General features: G+C 55.6%; 17 protein-coding genes and 1 riboswitch. Of the genes, 5 read left to right on the top strand and 12 right to left on the bottom strand.

Annotation, left to right across the window (positions count from 1 at the left end; genetic code table 11):
• Positions 1 to 114 precede the first annotated feature (114 nt).
• The 6 genes from sanA to metG form a co-directional block, all read right to left on the bottom strand.
• The gene (sanA, locus tag RAC60_RS08275; protein WP_006119925.1) at positions 115 to 834 is read right to left on the bottom strand and encodes an outer membrane permeability protein SanA; all 720 of its coding nucleotides are present in this window, start codon (positions 832 to 834) and stop codon (positions 115 to 117) included.
• Positions 835 to 969: 135 nt separating this feature from the next.
• Positions 970 to 2,667 carry an NAD-dependent malic enzyme gene (locus tag RAC60_RS08280; protein WP_006119924.1) on the bottom strand — a complete coding sequence of 566 codons (1,698 nt, stop codon included), beginning with the start codon at positions 2,665 to 2,667 and terminating at the stop codon, positions 970 to 972.
• Positions 2,668 to 2,837: 170 nt separating this feature from the next.
• On the bottom strand, positions 2,838 to 3,722 hold the full coding sequence (gene cdd, locus RAC60_RS08285) for a cytidine deaminase (RefSeq protein ID WP_375093304.1): 885 nt from the start codon (positions 3,720 to 3,722) through the stop codon (positions 2,838 to 2,840).
• 118 nt (positions 3,723 to 3,840) lie between these two features.
• Complete coding sequence (locus tag RAC60_RS08290; protein ID WP_033740549.1) at positions 3,841 to 4,533, bottom strand: CidB/LrgB family autolysis modulator; 693 nt, start codon at positions 4,531 to 4,533, stop codon at positions 3,841 to 3,843.
• A complete protein-coding gene (locus RAC60_RS08295) occupies positions 4,526 to 4,918 on the bottom strand; it encodes a CidA/LrgA family protein (protein WP_033740547.1) in 393 nt (130 codons plus the stop codon). Before RAC60_RS08295 ends, RAC60_RS08290 begins: the two co-directional genes overlap by 8 nt.
• Positions 4,919 to 5,033: 115 nt before the next feature.
• The gene (gene metG, locus RAC60_RS08300) at positions 5,034 to 7,067 is read right to left on the bottom strand and encodes a methionine--tRNA ligase (protein WP_375093306.1); all 2,034 of its coding nucleotides are present in this window, start codon (positions 7,065 to 7,067) and stop codon (positions 5,034 to 5,036) included.
• 173 nt (positions 7,068 to 7,240) lie between these two features.
• On the opposite strand from metG, the gene apbC reads away from it, so the two are divergent.
• Entirely contained in the window at positions 7,241 to 8,353 is a 1,113-nt protein-coding gene (gene apbC, locus RAC60_RS08305) for an iron-sulfur cluster carrier protein ApbC (RefSeq protein ID WP_289367412.1), read from the top strand.
• Here apbC and RAC60_RS08310 read toward each other — a convergent pair.
• On the bottom strand, positions 8,350 to 8,805 hold the full coding sequence (locus tag RAC60_RS08310; RefSeq protein ID WP_054633457.1) for a GNAT family N-acetyltransferase: 456 nt from the start codon (positions 8,803 to 8,805) through the stop codon (positions 8,350 to 8,352). The two genes, apbC and RAC60_RS08310, sit on opposite strands and share 4 nt — an antisense overlap.
• Before the next feature lie 335 nt (positions 8,806 to 9,140).
• On the opposite strand from RAC60_RS08310, the gene ahpC reads away from it, so the two are divergent.
• Positions 9,141 to 9,704 carry an alkyl hydroperoxide reductase subunit C gene (gene ahpC, locus RAC60_RS08315; RefSeq protein WP_033740540.1) on the top strand — a complete coding sequence of 188 codons (564 nt, stop codon included), beginning with the start codon at positions 9,141 to 9,143 and terminating at the stop codon, positions 9,702 to 9,704.
• A 72-nt stretch (positions 9,705 to 9,776) separates the two neighbouring features.
• Positions 9,777 to 11,345 (top strand): alkyl hydroperoxide reductase subunit F, encoded by a 1,569-nt coding sequence (gene ahpF, locus RAC60_RS08320; RefSeq protein WP_039338149.1) that lies wholly within the window; start codon positions 9,777 to 9,779, stop codon positions 11,343 to 11,345.
• A 44-nt stretch (positions 11,346 to 11,389) separates the two neighbouring features.
• Here the strand turns inward: ahpF and RAC60_RS08325 are convergent, their stop codons facing one another.
• A complete protein-coding gene (locus tag RAC60_RS08325) occupies positions 11,390 to 12,349 on the bottom strand; it encodes an AEC family transporter (RefSeq protein WP_033740536.1) in 960 nt (319 codons plus the stop codon).
• A 91-nt stretch (positions 12,350 to 12,440) separates the two neighbouring features.
• The gene (locus RAC60_RS08330; RefSeq protein ID WP_006119907.1) at positions 12,441 to 12,638 is read right to left on the bottom strand and encodes a hypothetical protein; all 198 of its coding nucleotides are present in this window, start codon (positions 12,636 to 12,638) and stop codon (positions 12,441 to 12,443) included.
• A 300-nt stretch (positions 12,639 to 12,938) separates the two neighbouring features.
• Positions 12,939 to 13,035: riboswitch (TPP riboswitch) on the top strand.
• Positions 13,036 to 13,069: 34 nt separating this feature from the next.
• On the opposite strand from RAC60_RS08330, the gene thiM reads away from it, so the two are divergent.
• Both thiM and thiD read left to right on the top strand, forming a co-directional pair.
• Complete coding sequence (gene thiM, locus RAC60_RS08335; protein ID WP_152607495.1) at positions 13,070 to 13,858, top strand: hydroxyethylthiazole kinase; 789 nt, start codon at positions 13,070 to 13,072, stop codon at positions 13,856 to 13,858.
• On the top strand, positions 13,855 to 14,655 hold the full coding sequence (gene thiD, locus RAC60_RS08340; RefSeq protein WP_375093310.1) for a bifunctional hydroxymethylpyrimidine kinase/phosphomethylpyrimidine kinase: 801 nt from the start codon (positions 13,855 to 13,857) through the stop codon (positions 14,653 to 14,655). The genes thiM and thiD overlap by 4 nt, the downstream gene beginning before the upstream one ends.
• Positions 14,656 to 14,683: 28 nt before the next feature.
• Here thiD and RAC60_RS08345 read toward each other — a convergent pair whose 3' ends face one another.
• The 3 genes from RAC60_RS08345 to yegS all read right to left on the bottom strand — a co-directional run bounded on the left by RAC60_RS08345 (position 14,684) and on the right by yegS (position 17,938).
• Positions 14,684 to 15,370, bottom strand: coding sequence for a GntR family transcriptional regulator (locus RAC60_RS08345; protein ID WP_039338144.1), 687 nt, complete (start codon positions 15,368 to 15,370; stop codon positions 14,684 to 14,686).
• Between the two features lie 50 nt (positions 15,371 to 15,420).
• Entirely contained in the window at positions 15,421 to 16,881 is a 1,461-nt protein-coding gene (locus RAC60_RS08350; protein ID WP_375093311.1) for a mannitol dehydrogenase family protein, read from the bottom strand.
• Between the two features lie 157 nt (positions 16,882 to 17,038).
• Positions 17,039 to 17,938, bottom strand: a complete 900-nt coding sequence (gene yegS / locus RAC60_RS08355; RefSeq protein ID WP_054633462.1) for a lipid kinase YegS — start codon at positions 17,936 to 17,938, stop codon at positions 17,039 to 17,041.
• Between the last annotated feature and the right edge of the window lie 208 nt (positions 17,939 to 18,146).

Here is an 18,146-nt window from a genome sequence, read left to right on the forward strand (position 1 = left end):
GTCGGCGATGCACTCCTGTCAGAAAGGTGGAGCCTGCCGCGCCGGCGTTATCATCCGTTCTCACAGTCTATCTTCACGCCAGGGTCAGCGGGCTGTCAGCCAGACAAAGGCGGCTTACTGATGGCGTTTTTGTTCCAGTTCCAGCAGTTGCTCAGGGGTGACAGCAGGATAGCTTTGCGCATCCTCCGGCACATCATGTACGGCGGGAATGGGCACCAGAGGCCCGAGGAAGCGCGGTTCACGCTTGAGGAGGTACAAATCTACCAGCGCGCCAAGACGTGCACCGACCTCACGCATGCGCACTGTCAGCATATTTTTCGGCGAGGGCACAGCGTAGCACTGAGCCTGAATGCCAAGGTGCAGGGCGATAAACAGCGCCCGCTCACAGTGGAAGCGCTGGGTGATGATAATAAAATCGTTGGTATCGAATACCTTGCGCGTGCGGACAATGGAATCCAGCGTCCGAAAGCCCGCGTAATCCAGTACGATATCCGCCGGATCGACGCCACCTTTGATTAAATCGCGCCGCATGGTCATGGGTTCGTTATAGCTCTGCTGCGCATTGTCTCCGCTCAGCAGTAAATAGTTAATCTTGCCGCTGTTATAGGCGTTAAGCGCGCCCTGCATCCGGTACAGGTAGTACTGATTAATCACCCCGGTGCGGTAATATTTTGCCGTGCCCAGCACAACACCGACCTGACGATGGGGCAGTGAGGCCAGATTGTCGTAAATATAGGGGGCGGTTTTCCAGCTTATCCAGCGATCCAGGCCAAGCGCCGTCGCCACCATCGTTAAGATGATGAAAAGCAGAGCAATGAAAACGCGTTTCAACATGCGCCTGAGCACTCGAGATGAGAGGTTTTGGTGGGACAAGGCTACTTGAGCAACCCTCGCGAAGCAAGTTTACCCCGTCTGGCTGGTGCTATTTTAAGCAGCGCTGGATCGGAGGATGATCCAGCGCAGACCTTTTTAGATCGAGGTACGGCGATAATGACGGTATTGCGGCAGCCAGAAGTTATTCGAAATAGACTGTGACAGCACGTCTTCCGAGGTCACCACGGCAACGCCCGCCAGTTGCGCGGCTTTGCCTACTTCCATTGCGATCACTTTCGACACGCCCTGAATATCTTTGATTTCAGGCAGTACCGGCCCTTCACCATCGTTGACCAGCGGCGAGCAGTCTGCCAGTGCGCGGCTGGCTGTCATCAGCATGGTATCGGTTACGCGTGATGCGCCCGAGGCAATCACCCCTAAACCGATGCCCGGGAAGATATAGGAGTTGTTACACTGCGCGATCGGATAGGTTTTACCGTTCCATGAAACCGGTGAGAACGGGCTCCCGGTCGCGACCAGTGCAGCACCATCGGTCCAGGCGATAATATCCGCTGGCGTGGCTTCAACGCGCGAGGTGGGGTTAGAGAGCGGCATCACAATAGGACGTTTGCAGTGCTTGTGCATCTCGCGGATGATCTCTTCGGTGAACAGTCCGGGCTGCCCTGAAACCCCAATCAGAATATCGGGTTTGGCGTTGCGCACTACGTCCAGCAGCGAAATCGCATCACTGGCCGTATCCCAGTCTTTGAGGTTGTCGCTTTTCTGCACCAGCTTGCTCTGGAAATCGAGCAGGTTAGGCAACTTATCAGTGAGCAGGCCAAAGCGGTCGACCATCATTACGCGGCTACGCGCCTCTTCATCGCTCAGACCTTCCGACTTCATCTGCGCAATGATTTGCTCTGCGATACCGCAGCCGGCTGAACCTGCCCCCAGGAACACCACTTTTTGTTCGCACAAACGGCTTCCGGCAGCACGACTGGCGGCAATCAGAGTGCCCACGGTGACAGCAGCGGTGCCCTGAATATCATCGTTGAAGCAGCACACTTCATCGCGATAGCGCTCCAGCAGCGGCATTGCGTTTTTCTGCGCAAAGTCTTCAAACTGCAGCAGCACTTTCGGCCAGCGGCGTTTCACGGCCTGGATAAATTCATTAACGAATTCATCGTACTCTTCGCCGGTGATACGTGGGTGACGCCAGCCCATATAAAGCGGATCGTTCAGCAGTTGCTGGTTATTGGTACCGACATCCAGCACCACCGGTAAGGTGTAAGCCGGACTGATGCCGCCGCACGCGGTATACAGCGACAGTTTACCAATCGGAATACCCATGCCGCCGATGCCCTGGTCACCCAGGCCCAGAATACGCTCACCGTCGGTCACCACGATGACTTTAACGTTCTGTTTGGTGGCGTTTTGCAGCATGTCTTCGATGTGTTCACGGTTGGGATATGAGATGAACACACCGCGGGCGCGGCGATAAATTTCAGAGAAGTGTTCGCAGGCTGCGCCGACGGTTGGCGTATAAATAATTGGCATCATCTCTTCAAGATGATTGTCCAGCAGACGGTAGAACAGGGTTTCGTTGGTGTCCTGAATATTGCGCAGGTAGACGTGCTTGTCGTTATTATTTTTGAAGTCCTGAAACTGACGCCATGCGCGTTTCGCCTGCTCTTCAATGGTTTCGACCGCTTCGGGCAGTAAGCCGTTGAGATTGAATTCGTTACGCTCTTCGATGCTGAAGGCGCTGCCCTTATTCAGCAGGGGAAATTCCAGCAGAATAGGGCCAGCGTAGGGAATATAGAGCGGGCGTTTACTTTCGTATTCGAGTTCCATGCAGTAATGCTCCGGTTGCGAGTGTTCCTGGCGCAATAAGAGGGTAGAGGACGCCAGTTTATTTTGATAAAGAAGGCCTGGCGTCAGATCCTATGAAATTTCTCGCGGATGTACAGCTTTTGTAAATAAAAGATTTAGAAACTGTTTAAAACCGTGCCCCGCATTACGCTTTACGCCAGCTCGATAACGCTGAGGTTGTCGCAACCCAGCGCGCGCAGTGTTGCCTGCGTCGCTGAATACTGATCTAACGCAGGCTGTCGGGGCTGGGCCAGCGCCGCTGCCTGAATCGCCTCGCAGGATTCGCCGGCCATGTTCAGCAAAATCAGTGCGGCCTGAAGCGGAGGCAGGCTGGGATTGAAGGCCGCATTTTCCGCATAGCGACCGCTAAAAATACGGCCTGAGGCGGTTTGCACTGCAACGCCACTGAACGCGCGGCTGTAAGGGGCATGACTCTGGTTGGCCGCGTCAATGGCCGCCTGCGACAGCGCATCGCCCGTGACAACAAAGCCATGATCCACCTTATCCATCAGCCGTTCGGTGATGTGCAGGTCGCCAGGACCGAAAGCGTCAGGCAGATAGTGCGCTAACGTCTGCACCGGGCGCTGGGGCAGGCTGATACGCATCGCCGTGCCGCTGTTAAGCTCATTCATGAACTGGCGGCAATGCCCGCACGGCGTGTAGTTGACGGTGATGGTCTCCAGGCGCGCTTCGCCGCGCAGCCAGGCGTGCGTAACGGCGCTTTGTTCTGCATGCACGGTTTGCTGCATGGTGGCACCGGCAAACTCCATATTGGCACCGAAATACCAGTTACCGCTTATCCCGCGTGCAATGGCACCGACGTTGAAACGGGACAGCGAGGCGACCGCGCAGGCCGCCGCGACCGGAAGCAGCGCCAGGGCGAGGGCGTCCGCATCCAGTTGGGTTTGCTGTTGCAGGAGGGTGACCTGATCGGCCCGCAGCATCGCGTCAAATCCCGGCTCACTCAGCACCGGACGAAGCGCGGTTTGCAGGGGAGCCGGCAGTAATTCAAAGGCAGAGTGGAAACGTGGATGCATGGAAGCCTCATTCAATCTTCAGGCAATGTGCCAGACATCGGTTTATATGTGATCTCTGTCGCTCTGACAATGCAACGTGTCTTAGAGTTTTCAACTTTGCGAGATCTCTCCCAAAGTTTTAGCCAAACCAGTGCAGTAGCAGCGGAAAAACAAAGGGTGCCAGTAACGACGTTACGATGCCGCAGATCACCAGTGCCAGCGAACTAAATGCCCCTTCCTGGAAGTCCAGTTCCGCCGCCCGGGCGGTTCCCAGCGCATGGGACGCATTACCAATCGCCAGACCGCGTGCCGCTTTACTTTTCACGCCCAACAGATTCAGCACCATATGGCCAAATACCGCACCGAGCACACCGGCTATCAGCACACAAATCGCACTGATAGCGGGAATGCCGTGCAGAGAGCCGGATACTGCCATCGCGATCGGTGTGGTGACGGATTTAGGTAAAATCGTGGCGGCGATTTCCGGCGTTGCCCCCATCCACAGGGCGATCGCTGTGCCGGAGGTCATTGCCGTCAGGCTGCCGATCAGGCATACGCCGATAATGGATTTCCAGCGGGCGCGAATTTGATGCATCTGCTCATACAGCGGCAGCGCCAGTGCGACCACGGCGGGCTGTAGCAGGTCATTAAGCACCTGGCTTCCGGCAAAGTAACGTGTATAGGGCAGTTGCAGTAACAGCAGGATGGGAATGATGATCGCCATCGAAACCAGCAAGGGGTTCAGCAGGGCAATCTTCAGCGCGGCAGCCAGTCTGCGCGCCAGGAAAAATGCGCCCAGCGTCAGTGGCAATGACCACCAGATATCACTCATCCTTCACCTCTTTCGTCGGCGCGCGCGAATGCAGCTTGTGGGCGCTTAACCCCACGATGCTCAGGACAGCGAAGGTACTGACAAGACACGAGACCACGATAGGGCCAAACTGCGCGGTCAGCAGATCGGTGTAATTCATGACGCCCACGCTGATGGGAACGAACAGCAGCGCCATATAGCGAATAATAAGATGACAACCGGGCTTAACCCAGTGGACCGGCACGATCTGAGACGCGAGCAGGGTAAACAAAATCAGCATGCCAATAATGCTGCCGGGCAGCGTAATGGGCAGCAACCTTGCTACGCCGTTTCCGGCATATAAACAGAGATAGAGAAGGGTAAAAGCGCGCAGATAACGCCAACTTATCGCTAGCACGGTGTGCATGACAGGCTCCTGTTTCCAACGAGCGTGATCCTACGCACTGACGATCTGGCGTGCCAGCTGTCAGCGTAAGGCAGAACGGCCCTTCCTGCCATCAGATGCAGGAAGGGCGAACGCCTTATTTAACGGGCATACCCGGCACTGCGCCACTGTCGACAGACAACACGAACAGGTCTTTGCCGCCCGGCCCCGCAGACAGCACCATGCCTTCCGAGACGCCAAAGCGCATTTTACGTGGTGCCAGGTTCGCCACGATAATGGTCATTTTGCCAACGAGTACGGCCGGGTCAGGATAGGCTGCACGGATACCAGAGAAAATCTGGCGCTTCTCGCCGCCCAGATCCAACTCCAGACGCAGCAGTTTGTCTGAGCCGTCCACCAGTTCCGCTTTCTCAATCAGTGCCACACGCATATCAACTTTGGCAAAGTCATCAATCGTGATGGTATCGCCAATCGGCGCATCCGCCAGTGGGCCGCTGACCGTCGGTTTACTGGCTTCAGCCGCGTCGGCTTTCGACGCTTCAATCAGGCCCTCGACTTTCGCCATCTCAATGCGACCATACAGGGCTTTAAACGGCGCAACCTGATGGTCGAGCAGCGGCTGCTGAATGGCGTCCCAGCTGAGTTCGCTGTTCAGGAAAGCTTCGGCTCGCTCGCTCAGCGACGGCAGCACAGGCTTCAGCCAGGTCATCAGCACACGGAACAGGTTAATGCCCATGGAGCAAATAGCCTGCAGATCGGCATCACGGCCTTCCTGCTTCGCCACCACCCACGGTGCCTGCTCGTCAACATAACGGTTGGCCAGATCGGCCAGCGCCATAATTTCACGAATCGCCCGGCCAAATTCACGGCTTGCCCAGGCCTCGCCAATTTTTTCGGATGCGTCCAGGAAGGTTTGATAAAGCGCCGGATCGGCCAGTTCTGCGGACAGCTTGCCGTCAAAGCGTTTGGTGATAAAACCGGCATTACGTGACGCCAGGTTGACCACTTTGTTCACAATGTCGGCGTTGACGCGCTGAACAAAATCTTCCAGATTCAGGTCGATGTCATCAATACGCGAAGAAAGCTTGGCCGCATAGTAATAGCGCAGGCTGTCGGCATCCAGATGCTGTAACCAGGTACTGGCTTTGATAAAGGTTCCGCGCGACTTCGACATTTTTGCGCCATTTACGGTCACATAGCCATGCACAAACAGGTTGTTGGGTTTGCGGAAGCCGCTGCCTTCCAGCATGGCAGGCCAGAACAGGCTGTGGAAGTAGACGATGTCTTTACCAATGAAGTGGTACAGCTCTGTGGTGGAATCCTGCTGCCAGAATTCGTCAAAACTGATGTCGCCGCGTTTGTCACACAGGTTCTTAAACGCGCCCATATAGCCGATCGGCGCATCCAGCCAGACGTAGAAGTATTTGCCCGGCGCGCCAGGAATTTCGAAGCCAAAGTACGGCGCATCACGGGAGATATCCCACTGTTGCAGACCGGATTCGAACCACTCCTGCATTTTATTGGCGACCTGCTCCTGCAGTGCGCCAGAACGCGTCCAGGCGCGCAGCATTTCGCTGAACGACGGCAGGTCAAAGAAGAAGTGCTCGGAATCACGCAGCACAGGGGTTGCACCGGACACCACAGATTTCGGATCGATCAGTTCGGTCGGGCTGTAGGTCGCGCTGCACACCTCGCAATTGTCGCCGTACTGGTCAGGCGTTTTACATTTCGGGCAGGTGCCTTTCACGAAACGGTCAGGCAGGAACATGCCTTTTTCCGGATCGTACAGCTGAGAAATCGTGCGGTTCTTAATGAAACCGTTCTCTTTCAGGCGACCATAGATGAGCCCAGCCAGCTCACGGTTCTCGTCGCCGTGCGTTGAGTGATAGTTATCATAGCTGATGTTAAAACCGGCAAAATCTGTTTCGTGCTCGTGTTTCATTTCAGCAATCATCTGTTCCGGCGCAATGCCCAACTGCTGAGCCTTCAGCATGATCGGCGTGCCGTGGGCGTCATCGGCGCAGATGAAGTAAACCTGATTGCCACGCATTCGCTGATAACGCACCCAAATGTCCGCCTGGATATGCTCGAGCATGTGGCCGAGATGAATTGAGCCGTTAGCGTAAGGCAGGGCGCAGGTTACCAGAATTTTTTTTGCGACTTGAGTCATAGTTTGCGTAGCTTTCAGTTAAGTAAAAAAACGGGCTTAGATGGTAACCGATGGGCACAGCCGCGTAAACATAAGGGATTTCCCGCCGCGCGGCCCGTGAAACGATCGGCATCTGATAGTATTGTTACTACATCGTTGAAAAACAGCATAAGCACAGCAGAAAAGGAGTGGGGATGACAGCGCAATCCCGGGAACCACATACACCAGAAGCCTTACGCGCCGTGGTGGCCGGCGTTCTGAACAGCTTTGAGCATCCGACGCTGCAATGTAACCTTATTACCCTGAAGGCGCTGCATCATGTGGCGCTGCTGGATGGGACGTTGCATATTGAACTGCGGATGCCTTTTGCCTGGCACAGCGCGTTTGAGACCTTAAAAGCAGACACCAGCGCTGAGCTACTGCGTCTGAGCGGCGCGCAGGCCATCGACTGGCGGTTAAGTCACGAGATTGCTACGTTGAAACGCGTGAAAAATCACCCTGGTGTTAACGGCGTGAAGAACATTATCGCGGTCAGCTCGGGTAAAGGCGGCGTGGGCAAATCGAGTACCGCAGTTAATATGGCGCTGGCATTGCTGGCCGAAGGCGCACGTGTGGGTATTCTGGATGCCGATATTTATGGCCCGTCCGTGCCCAACATGCTGGGCTGTGAAAAAGAGCGCCCGACCTCGCCTGACGGCACCCATATGGCGCCGATCATGTCCCATGGTCTGGCAACCAATTCCATCGGCTATCTGGTGACCGACGATAACGCGATGGTGTGGCGCGGCCCTATGGCCAGCAAAGCGCTGATGCAGTTACTTACCGAAACCCAGTGGCCCGACCTGGATTATCTGGTGCTGGATATGCCGCCAGGAACCGGAGATATCCAGTTAACGCTCGCGCAGAGTGTGCCCGTCACCGGTGCGCTGGTGGTCACTACGCCACAGGACATCGCGCTCATCGATGCACGCAAAGGCATGGTCATGTTCGAAAAGGTTAACGTCCCGGTGCTGGGCGTGGTGGAGAACATGAGTATCCACGTCTGCAGCCAGTGCGGTCACCATGAGCCGATTTTTGGTACCGGCGGAGCGCAACGGCTGGTGGACGACTATGGCACGCGGCTGCTGGCACAGCTTCCCCTGCATATTCATCTGCGTGAAGATCTGGATGATGGCGAGCCAACGGTGATTCGTCGGCCGGACAGTGAATTTGCAATGCTGTACCGTCAGCTCGCCGGACGTGTGGCCGCCCAGCTTTACTGGCAGGGCGAGGTGATTCCCGGCGATATCGCCTTCCGCGCGCTTTAACCCTTCTGCGCGTCGCTCTCATAGTGCGACGCCTGGGGATAATGCATTAACAGATAGCCGCCTTGCTCGCTTTCACCCTGGGAAATCACTTTCCAGCCATGTTGCAGGTAAAACGTCTGGGCGGCCTTGTTCATTTGCAGACACTTCAGCGCGCCGGTTGATGTAAAGCGTGACTGGACGGCCTCAAGCAGTGCACTGCCCACGCCGCGCCCCTGATAATCAGGGTCCACATACAGGCTGTGTAAGAAATTATCGTTTTCCATCAGACCCGCGAATCCTGCCCGATGCCCGTCCAGCTCAGCCACTAAAACGGTTTCGCCGAGTATCACCTGATCGAAGTCTTCCAGTTGCCAGTCATCGTTGGCGATCCAGTCCCAGTTATGCCGACGGGCCGCCAGAAACAACGTCCGCAGGAAAGGACGGTCGGCCTCTGCAAATAATCGAATATGCACATCAAGCTCCGTTAAACATCTTTTAACAACCCTGGCAGGGATTCTCAAAAAAGTAAAAGCAGAACAAATGTCATCACTTTCCTTGTACACTGCCCGACGGTGCCTTATGGGAAAACAGCAAACGGCCTTCAGTTAACGCACAGGGGTTATTGCCTGGAAGCACGCAATATATCTTTTTGCGGGTAAATGAAGGTAAGAAAAGCGGTTTTTTCCCTTAACGATCAACGCGATCGGCGTTTGATAGCTTTCGTTTATTTTATTGATAACGAGGGCTTATTAGATGTTGGCCCGGAAAATTTGTAAGCTGCATCACATATTTTAAAGGAGGCCATCACATGTCCATTATCAACACCAAAATTAAGCCGTTCAAAAACAGTGCATTTAAAGACGGCCAGTTTATCGAAGTAACCGAGAAAGACGTTGAAGGTAAATGGAGTGTTTTCTTCTTTTATCCGGCTGACTTCACCTTTGTTTGCCCAACCGAACTGGGCGACGTCGCGGATCACTATGAAGAGTTCCAGAAACTGGGCGTGGACATCTACTCAGTGTCTACTGATACCCACTTTACCCACAAAGCCTGGCACGGCTCTTCTGACACCATCGCAAAAATCAAATATGCGATGATCGGTGACCCAACTGGCGCGCTGACCCGCAACTTCGACATCATGCGCGAAGATGAAGGTCTGGCTGACCGTGGTACATTCATCGTTGACCCACAGGGTGTTATCCAGGCTGTAGAAATCACCGCTGAAGGTATTGGCCGTGATGCGTCTGACCTGCTGCGCAAAGTGAAAGCGGCGCAGTACGTGGCTTCTCACCCTGGTGAAGTGTGCCCGGCCAAATGGAAAGAAGGTGATGCGACTCTGGCGCCTTCGCTGGACCTGGTTGGCAAAATCTAATTTCCACATCGCAACGTCGATCATTTTCTCATCGGGTGCTTCGGCACCCGATTTTTTGACCAGGAACTCACTATGCTTGATACCAATTTAAAAACGCAGCTCAAAGCTTATCTTGAGAAACTCACCAAGCCTGTGGAGTTGATTGCAACGCTGGATGATGGCGCAAAATCAACCGAGATTCGCAATCTGTTGGTCGATATCGCGAGCCTGTCTGACAAGGTCAGCTTTCGTGAAGAGAACGATCGTCAGGTGCGTAAACCCTCATTTTTAATCACTAACCCTGGTGCGGATCACGGCCCACGTTTTGCGGGTTCGCCGCTGGGTCATGAATTTACCTCACTGGTGCTGGCGCTGTTACAGACCGGTGGGCACCCGTCCAAAGAAGCACAAAATCTGCTTGATCAGATTGCGGCGCTGGATGGGGATTTCCATTTCGAAACCTATTATTCGCTGTCCTGCCACAACTGTCCGGATGTGGTACAGGCTCTGAACCTGATGGCGGTCCTGAACCCACGCATCAGCCACACCGCGATTGACGGTGGCCTGTTCCAGAACGAAATTCAGGAACGGAATGTCATGGGCGTGCCGGCGGTTTTCCTGAACGGCAAAGAGTTTGGTCAGGGCCGCATGAGCCTGGCGGAGATCGTCAGTAAAGTCGACACCAATGCTGACAAGCGCGCAGCAGAAGCGCTGAATAAACGCGAAGCCTATGATGTGCTGATTATTGGCAGCGGTCCCGCTGGCGCAGCGGCCGCCATCTATTCTGCCCGTAAAGGCATCCGCACCGCCCTGATGGGTGAGCGTTTCGGCGGACAGGTACTGGATACCGTTGATATCGAAAACTATATTTCCGTGCAGAAAACGGAAGGGGCCAAACTGGCTGGCGCACTGCGTGCCCACGTTGACGATTACAGTGTTGATGTGATTGACAGTCAGAGCGCGATTAAACTGATTCCGTCTGCGGCGAAAGGCGGCCTGCACGCCATTGAAACGGCGTCAGGTGCCGTACTGAAATCCCGTAGCATCATCCTGGCGACCGGCGCGCGCTGGCGCAACATGGGCGTGCCGGGGGAAGAGCAGTACCGTACTAAAGGTGTGACCTATTGCCCGCACTGTGACGGTCCGCTGTTCAAAGGTAAACGCACTGCCGTCATCGGTGGCGGTAACTCCGGCGTGGAAGCGGCTATCGATCTGGCTGGTATCGTTGAACACGTCACATTGCTGGAATTTGCCAGCGAAATGCGTGCAGACAAAGTGCTGCAGGACAAACTGCGCAGCCTGAAAAACGTGGATGTGATCCTGAATGCACAAACCACCGAAGTGAAAGGCGACGGCAGCAAAGTTACCGGCCTGCAATATCTGGATCGCACCAACCAGACAACCCATGAACTGGCGCTGTCAGGCATTTTTGTTCAGATTGGCCTGCTCCCTAACACCACCTGGCTGGAAGGGGCGGTTGAGCGCAACAAGATGGGTGAAATCATCATCGATGCAAAATGCGAAACCAGCCTGAAAGGCGTTTTCGCAGCAGGCGACTGCACCACGGTGCCTTACAAGCAAATTATCATTGCCAGCGGTGAAGGGGCAAAAGCCTCGCTGAGCGCTTTTGATTACCTGATTCGCACCCAACCTGCACACTAATTTCGGTGCAAAAGCCAGCCCTGTAACCTGTGTTACAGGGCTTCTTAGTATCCGGCCAGCGTCATTAACATCATCCACAGCGGCGTGGTTATCGCGGCAAAAAGGGTGGAAAGCAGCATACTGGCGGCCGTGGGGCCGGTAATCACGTTAAATTTCTGCGACATCAGGTAAACATTCACACCGACCGCCATCGACCCCAGCAGCACCACCACTTTACTTTCCAGCGCAGGCAGACCCGTCAGCCAGGCGATCGCCCAGACACACAGCGGCTGCAGAATCAGTTTCAACGCACAAATCGTGTAACTCTCTTTCAGGCCTTCCCGCACCCGGTAGTGCGCCAGGCTCATGCCGAGAGTGACCAACGATAAGGGTGCGGCGATGGACGCCAGCATGCGCAGCGGTTCAGCGGCGATGGCGGGAAGCGGCCGCTGCAACAGGCTCCAGGCGGTGCCTGATAAGATGCCAATAATTAACGGATTTCTGAGCACGCTAATCAAGGTGCGCTTAAAGCCCTGAAGGGAAAAACTGCCCTGTTTCGACCATTCCACCGAGACGGTGAGTAATGTCCAGAGGATCAGACTGTTAAACACCAGCACCAGCGCAACCGATGGCAAGGCACCGGGGCCCAGCAGGACGGTAGCGACCGGAATACCCAGCATAACGTTATTTGAAAAGACTCCGCCCAGGGCAAAGACCGAACCGGCCACGCCATCCAGATGAAACAGACGCGAGGCAAGGATTCGGCCCACGATAAACACCAGCAGACAACTGCCAAAGAATGCCAGAAGCAGGCGCACATCGACTGCGGGACTGTTGTAAAAGTCACTCATGATGCGAAACAGCATGCAGGGCAGGGCAACGTTAAAGACAAACCGGTTCATGCCTTCGCTGATGCTCAGCGGCCATTTGCCCCATTTCGTCAGGCAATAACCCAGGAAAATAAGAATAAACAGCGGGGCTGACAGGTAAATCTGGTGTCCTAATGTATCCAGCAGGAAGGGCATAAGCGTAAGCAGTCCAGTGACTCAGTAAGGGCAAGACTACCAAATTGCGTCGGCCGCGTAACCTGGCAAAACGTGTACCCGACCCGCGAATTTACCCCAGCCAGCGGCGCGCCTGGTCATCACTGATATCGCGATAATACACCCGATGGATAACCGCATCGCAACGCTGACAACGGGCAGAAAGATAAGTGGAATAATAGTGTCGGCCAGAAGGAGAAAGGGCACCCTGACGGGTAATGGTGATGTCAGTCCATCGGTGACGATGAGGGATAAGCGCTAAAAATCGCATCATGCTTCCTGTCAAGTATGAAGTGTTCTGGTAATTTTTAACTACGTGATATGAAGATTTATTGTTGCGATGTTGTAGGCAGGTGTTTGTTATTGCTGGGCATTCTGATAATGGTGAAGGATATAATTTACTCGCGTAAATACCTTTACTGCTCTGACGTGCAAATTTTAAGCCCGCAGCATTAAGCCTTTTTTCGTGCGGTGGGGAGTTGATCGGGATCATGTAAAAGTCTTGCCCGCCAGGTTGAAAAAAGAATAAGCACCTTGCTTAAATTTAGGGGCTTACTTATTCTTCTTTGCGTAACACGACTCGGGGTGCCCTTCTTTGTGAAGGCTGAGAAAAACCCGTATTACCTGATCTGGATAATGCCAGCGTAGGGAAGTCTGATGCCTGACCGCATTCGCCTTCTTGTCCGCCGGTTGGGAGTTCTGATGACACATCAACCGCACCATCTTTCTGATGCGCAATGCGCGCCCATCCTGCAACAGTTTCGCCGTCAGTCACCGCTCGTGCACTGCATGACCAATGATGTGGTGCAAATGCTCACGGCTAATGTCCTGCTTGCTCTGAACGCGTCACCTGCCATGGTCATCGATCGCGAGGAAGCGCCGCAGTTCAGCGGTATCGCGGATGCACTGTTAATCAATGTCGGCACATTAACGCACGAACGCCAGCAGGCCATGGCCGCGGCAATCGAGGCGGCTAATCTGGCAGGCACGCCCTGGACGCTGGACCCGGTAGCGGTGGGCGCACTGACGTTGCGTACCCGGTTTTGCCAGCAGGTGCTGATGCAGTCGCCTGCCGTGATTCGCGGCAATGCTTCCGAGATTCTGGCGCTGGCCCAGCAGGCTGACGGCGGACGTGGCGTGGACAGTCTGCACGCCGCCGAAAGCGCCCTGCTGGCCGCCCAACAACTGGCGCGTGAGTATCAGACCTGTGTGGTGGTCACTGGCGAGGTGGATTATGCCACCGACGGAATGCGTACCCTGTCGATCGTCGGCGGATCGCCCTTAATGACGCGGGTGGTCGGCACCGGCTGTGCGCTGTCTGCGGTCGTCGCCGCCTTTGCCAGCCTGCCGGGTGACAGACTGGTGAATATCGCCAGCGCCTGTCGGGTGATGGCACTGGCCGGAGAGAAAGCCGCACAGGCATCAACCGGGCCGGGCAGCTTTGCACCGGCGTTTCTGGACGCGCTCTGGACACTGGAGGCCGCCCTGTGAAACGCATCAATGCTTTAACGATTGCCGGTACCGATCCCAGCGGCGGTGCCGGGATTCAGGCCGACCTGAAAACCTTCTCCGCACTGGGCGCTTACGGCACCAGCGTGATTACGGCCCTGGTGGCGCAAAATACCTGTGGCGTACAGTCGGTGTACCGTATTGATCCTGATTTTGTCAGCGCGCAGCTGGATTCCGTTCTTGATGACGTGCGCATCGACAGTGCAAAAATTGGCATGCTGTCCGACGCGGCGATCGTGGAGCGGGTGGCGGTTGGCTTGCAGCGCCGGGCAATCCCGTTCGTGGTGCTGGACACGGTGATGGTGGCCAAGAGCGGCGATGCCTTACTGAGTCCTGATGCCATTGCCTGTGTCCGCGAGCGCCTGTTGCCACAGGTGTCACTGATCACACCTAATCTGCCCGAAGCCGCCGCGCTGCTCGAATGCCGTATGGCCAGCAATGAGAACGAGATGCTGACGCAGGGCGATGCCCTTCTGGCGCTGGGTTGTCAGGCCGTGCTGATTAAGGGCGGACATCTGGATCATGGCGAAAGTCCTGACTGGCTGATCACGCCAGCGGGGCGGCAACGGTTCAGCACGCCTCGGGTGAAGACGCGCCATACGCACGGTACCGGTTGTACGCTGTCTGCTGCGCTGGCGGCCCTGCGTCCACGGCACAGTGACTGGGCGGAGACGGTTAATGAAGCCAAAACCTGGCTACAACAGGCCCTGCTGGCAGCCGATTCGCTGGAGGTGGGCCACGGGACTGGACCTGTGCATCATTTTCATCAGTGGTGGTAACGGCTTCGCTCAGCGATTGTACGGCGCGCTACTCAGCCTCGAACCAGTCACGGTTTTGCCTGATCACGGGCGCGAGCGAAAACATCATTGCCTGCAGATGGTGACGCAGGGCGGTTTCTGCCTGGTCCGCATCGCGCGCTTTCAGGGCGGCAAAAACGGCTTCATGTTGTTCGATCAGCGTTTCAGCGGGCGCGACCTGATTCAGGGTGAGATAGCGCACCCGGTCCATCGTCGCCTTGATGTTTTCAATGGTTTCCCATGCCAGCATACAGTCGATACTCTCCGCAATCAGACGATGGAATTCATCGTCCAGGCTGAGAAACATCTGGCTGTCGCCCCGGGCGGCAGTGATGCGCTGGAGCTGCAGATTATGCTCCAGCGCCATCAGTCCGCGCTGGCTTGTTTCCCGCGCTGCGCGGCGTATCACGGCCAGTTCTACCGCTTCCCGGATAAAGCGTCCATCTTCAACCTGCTTCGCTGAAATCTTACGCACAAATGTGCCGCGCTGTGGAAGGATTTGTACCAGACCGGCTTCTGCCAGCTTAATGAACGCCTCACGTACCGGCTGGCGAGAGAGATGAAAACGGGCGGAAACCTCTTTTTCCGACAGCAAAGCGCCCGGCTGAATGACGCAGGTGACGATATCTTTGCGTAGATAACGGTAAATCTGCTGATTGACCGGTTCACTTGTCGTGATGGTGTAGGAAAGCGTCATGTTCTGTCCCTGTTAACATTAACCCGATTTCGCCAGCGCGTTAAAACGCCTTAGCCCTGTGCGATGGCCTGTTGCACGGCCGCCCGTGCCCCCACTTTCGTTAACTGTATATAGCAGGCGGAGAGCGCGTCAACGAAGGCTGTATTATCCGCCAGATCCTCGCCGAAAACGGTTTTCAGGCCCAGTAAGGCCCGCACCCGCTCCTGACCTTCCGCGCTTTCTGCCACACAGGTGGCCAGCTGCGCTTTAAGTGGGTCGCGGATCGCTATAGGTTCGCCTTTTTCATCGACCGCAGCGACATAGCGCATCCAGGCGGCAATGCCCAGCAACAGCAGCGGGCAGGGTGTGCCGTTAGCGAGATGCCAGCGCACGCTGTCAAGAAAGCGTTGTGGCAGTTTCTGGGTGCCATCGGTTGCAATCTGGTAGGTACGGTGTCTGATAGCGCGGTTGGCAAAGCGAGCGATTAAGGCGTCGGCGTAAGCCGGTAAATCCACCCCCTGCGTGGTTAACGTCGGCGCCTGTTCGTTAACCATCAGCGCACGTGCGGCCGTCCGGAACGCGTCGTCAGCCATACAATCGCTGATGTGTTCATAACCCGCAAGGTAACCAAGGTACGCCAGAAAGGAGTGGCTGCCATTGAGCATGCGCAACTTCATTTGCTCAAACGGCAGCACATCCTCCACCAGTTCGGCACCGGCCTTGTCCCAGTCAGGTCGGCCACTGACAAAATGGTCTTCAATCACCCACTGAAAGAAGGGTTCAGCCTCAACGGCCACCGGATCGGACGAACCAATACGGGCACGTAACGCGTCAAAGGCGGCCTCATTCATCGCCGGAACAATGCGATCTACCATGGTGGAGGGAAAGGTGATGTTGTGCTGAATATAGTCCGCCAGCGACGCATCATGCTGCCGGGCGAGCTGCGTCACCACATTCCGTGTGACGTGGCCATTTTCAGGCATGTTATCGCAGGACATCACGCTGAAAGGCGCTAAACCCAGATCGCGTCGACGGCGGATGGCGGCGACAATCAATCCGGGCAGCGAGCGGGGCTCTGCGGGGTGCGCCAGGTCATGCACGATATCCGCATGTTGCAGATCGAGATTGCCGCTGGCGGGCAGGTGACAATAGCCTTTTTCCGTCACGGTCATCGACACAATCGCCACGTCCGGCTGGCACAGGGCCGTAATCACGGCATCAATGCCGTCCGTTTTGCCGTGCAGTGCCGCGGTAACCACCCCAATGACCCGGGTTTTCACGGCGTCGTCACTTTTTTCGGTCAACGTATAGAGAAAGTCCTGCTGGCGGAGTGCCTGAATCAGCTCGCCGCTGTTAAGGTTAACCTCGCAGATTCCCCAGTCGCTACCCTGTTCGGCCAGTTTATCCGTGCACAAGGCCTGATGGGCGCGATGAAAGGCACCAAAGCCGATATGCACTATACGGGTTTTAAGCTGGCGACGGTCATAGGCGGACAGATGAACATCCGCAGGAAGGTGATCGATGTGTAGCATAAAGCATCCTTGTGGCAGACGGACGGCAGGCCATATACTGGCATTAAGGATGAAAAATTACGCGTCCCGCTACTACCATACAAGTTGAAGTAGCGGAATTGTGAATGTAATCACGAACTGTTTACATTAAGGCCGGGAGCCAGGGCTCCCGTGAGAATTAACTCAGCAGGGCACACTGCGGCGGCAGGCGGCAGCTTAACGCGCCCGGCATGATATCGATGGTAAATGACTGGCCTGTCAGCGGTTCGCCATCCAGGTTAAAGGTCATTTCATGCGGTGAGCGAATCGTCAGGGACGATAAGCGAGTGGAAATAATGCCGGGATTCTCTTCATCGCCGGTCAGGGAATGCAGCAGGGTAGGCAGCAACTCCTGCGCGGTAACAATGCTGACGTCCAGCAGGCCATCGTTAATCAACGCCGACGGGCATAAACGCTGACCGCCTCCGGCCTGACGACCGTTGCCGATGCCGATGACCAGCGCATCGCCCTGCCAGTTAAAACCGGGCCCGGTAATTTCACAACTGTCCGGTTTTAGCGTGTCCATGCGCATCAACCCATGAATAAAATAGGACACGCCGCCCAGCGCGGATTTGAGTTTTTCCGGCGTCTCGGTCGTAATGCGCGTGCCAAATCCTCCGGTCGCCATATTAATAAAATAGTGATGCTGGTTAACGCGGGCGAGGTCGATATCACAGGCTTTACCCTGGATAGCCAGGCGCAAGGCGTGCTCAATCTCTTCAGGAATGCCGACGCTGGTGGCAAAATCGTTCGCTGTGCCCAGCGGCAGAATCCCCAGAACCGGGCGCTCATCCGCGTTGACCGACGCCAGTGCGGTAGCGATTTCGTTGACGGTGCCGTCACCGCCGCCCGCCACCACGGTTTCCGCCTGCAGTTCAAGGGCTTCTTCCACGTAACGCTCACCGTCTCCTTTTTCATACGTCACGCGCACGGCTATGTTAAAGCCCTCGGCGCGCAGCTTCGTGATCGCTTCACGGAGATCGTCATTGCCTGCGCCTTTACCATTCAGGATTAGCAGCGTAAGCGATTGTTTGTCCATTATCTGTTCCTTGGAGATCGAAAGCGTAGTTAGTGGTTATAGCATAGCCGGAAGAGAAAAATGATTGGCGAAAGGGAGAAAAAAGAAAACCCGCACGGGGGAGCCGGGCGGGTGAATGAGGTGGATCCAGTTACTGCTGCTGATAATTGTTACTCATTGGTAGCAGGCAGCACTATAGTTCAGTAAAACCGAGCCGTCTGTGATCCTG

This window comes from Pantoea sp. BR_17 (assembly GCF_041955125.1).
GTDB classification, from domain to species: domain Bacteria; phylum Pseudomonadota; class Gammaproteobacteria; order Enterobacterales; family Enterobacteriaceae; genus Pantoea; species Pantoea stewartii.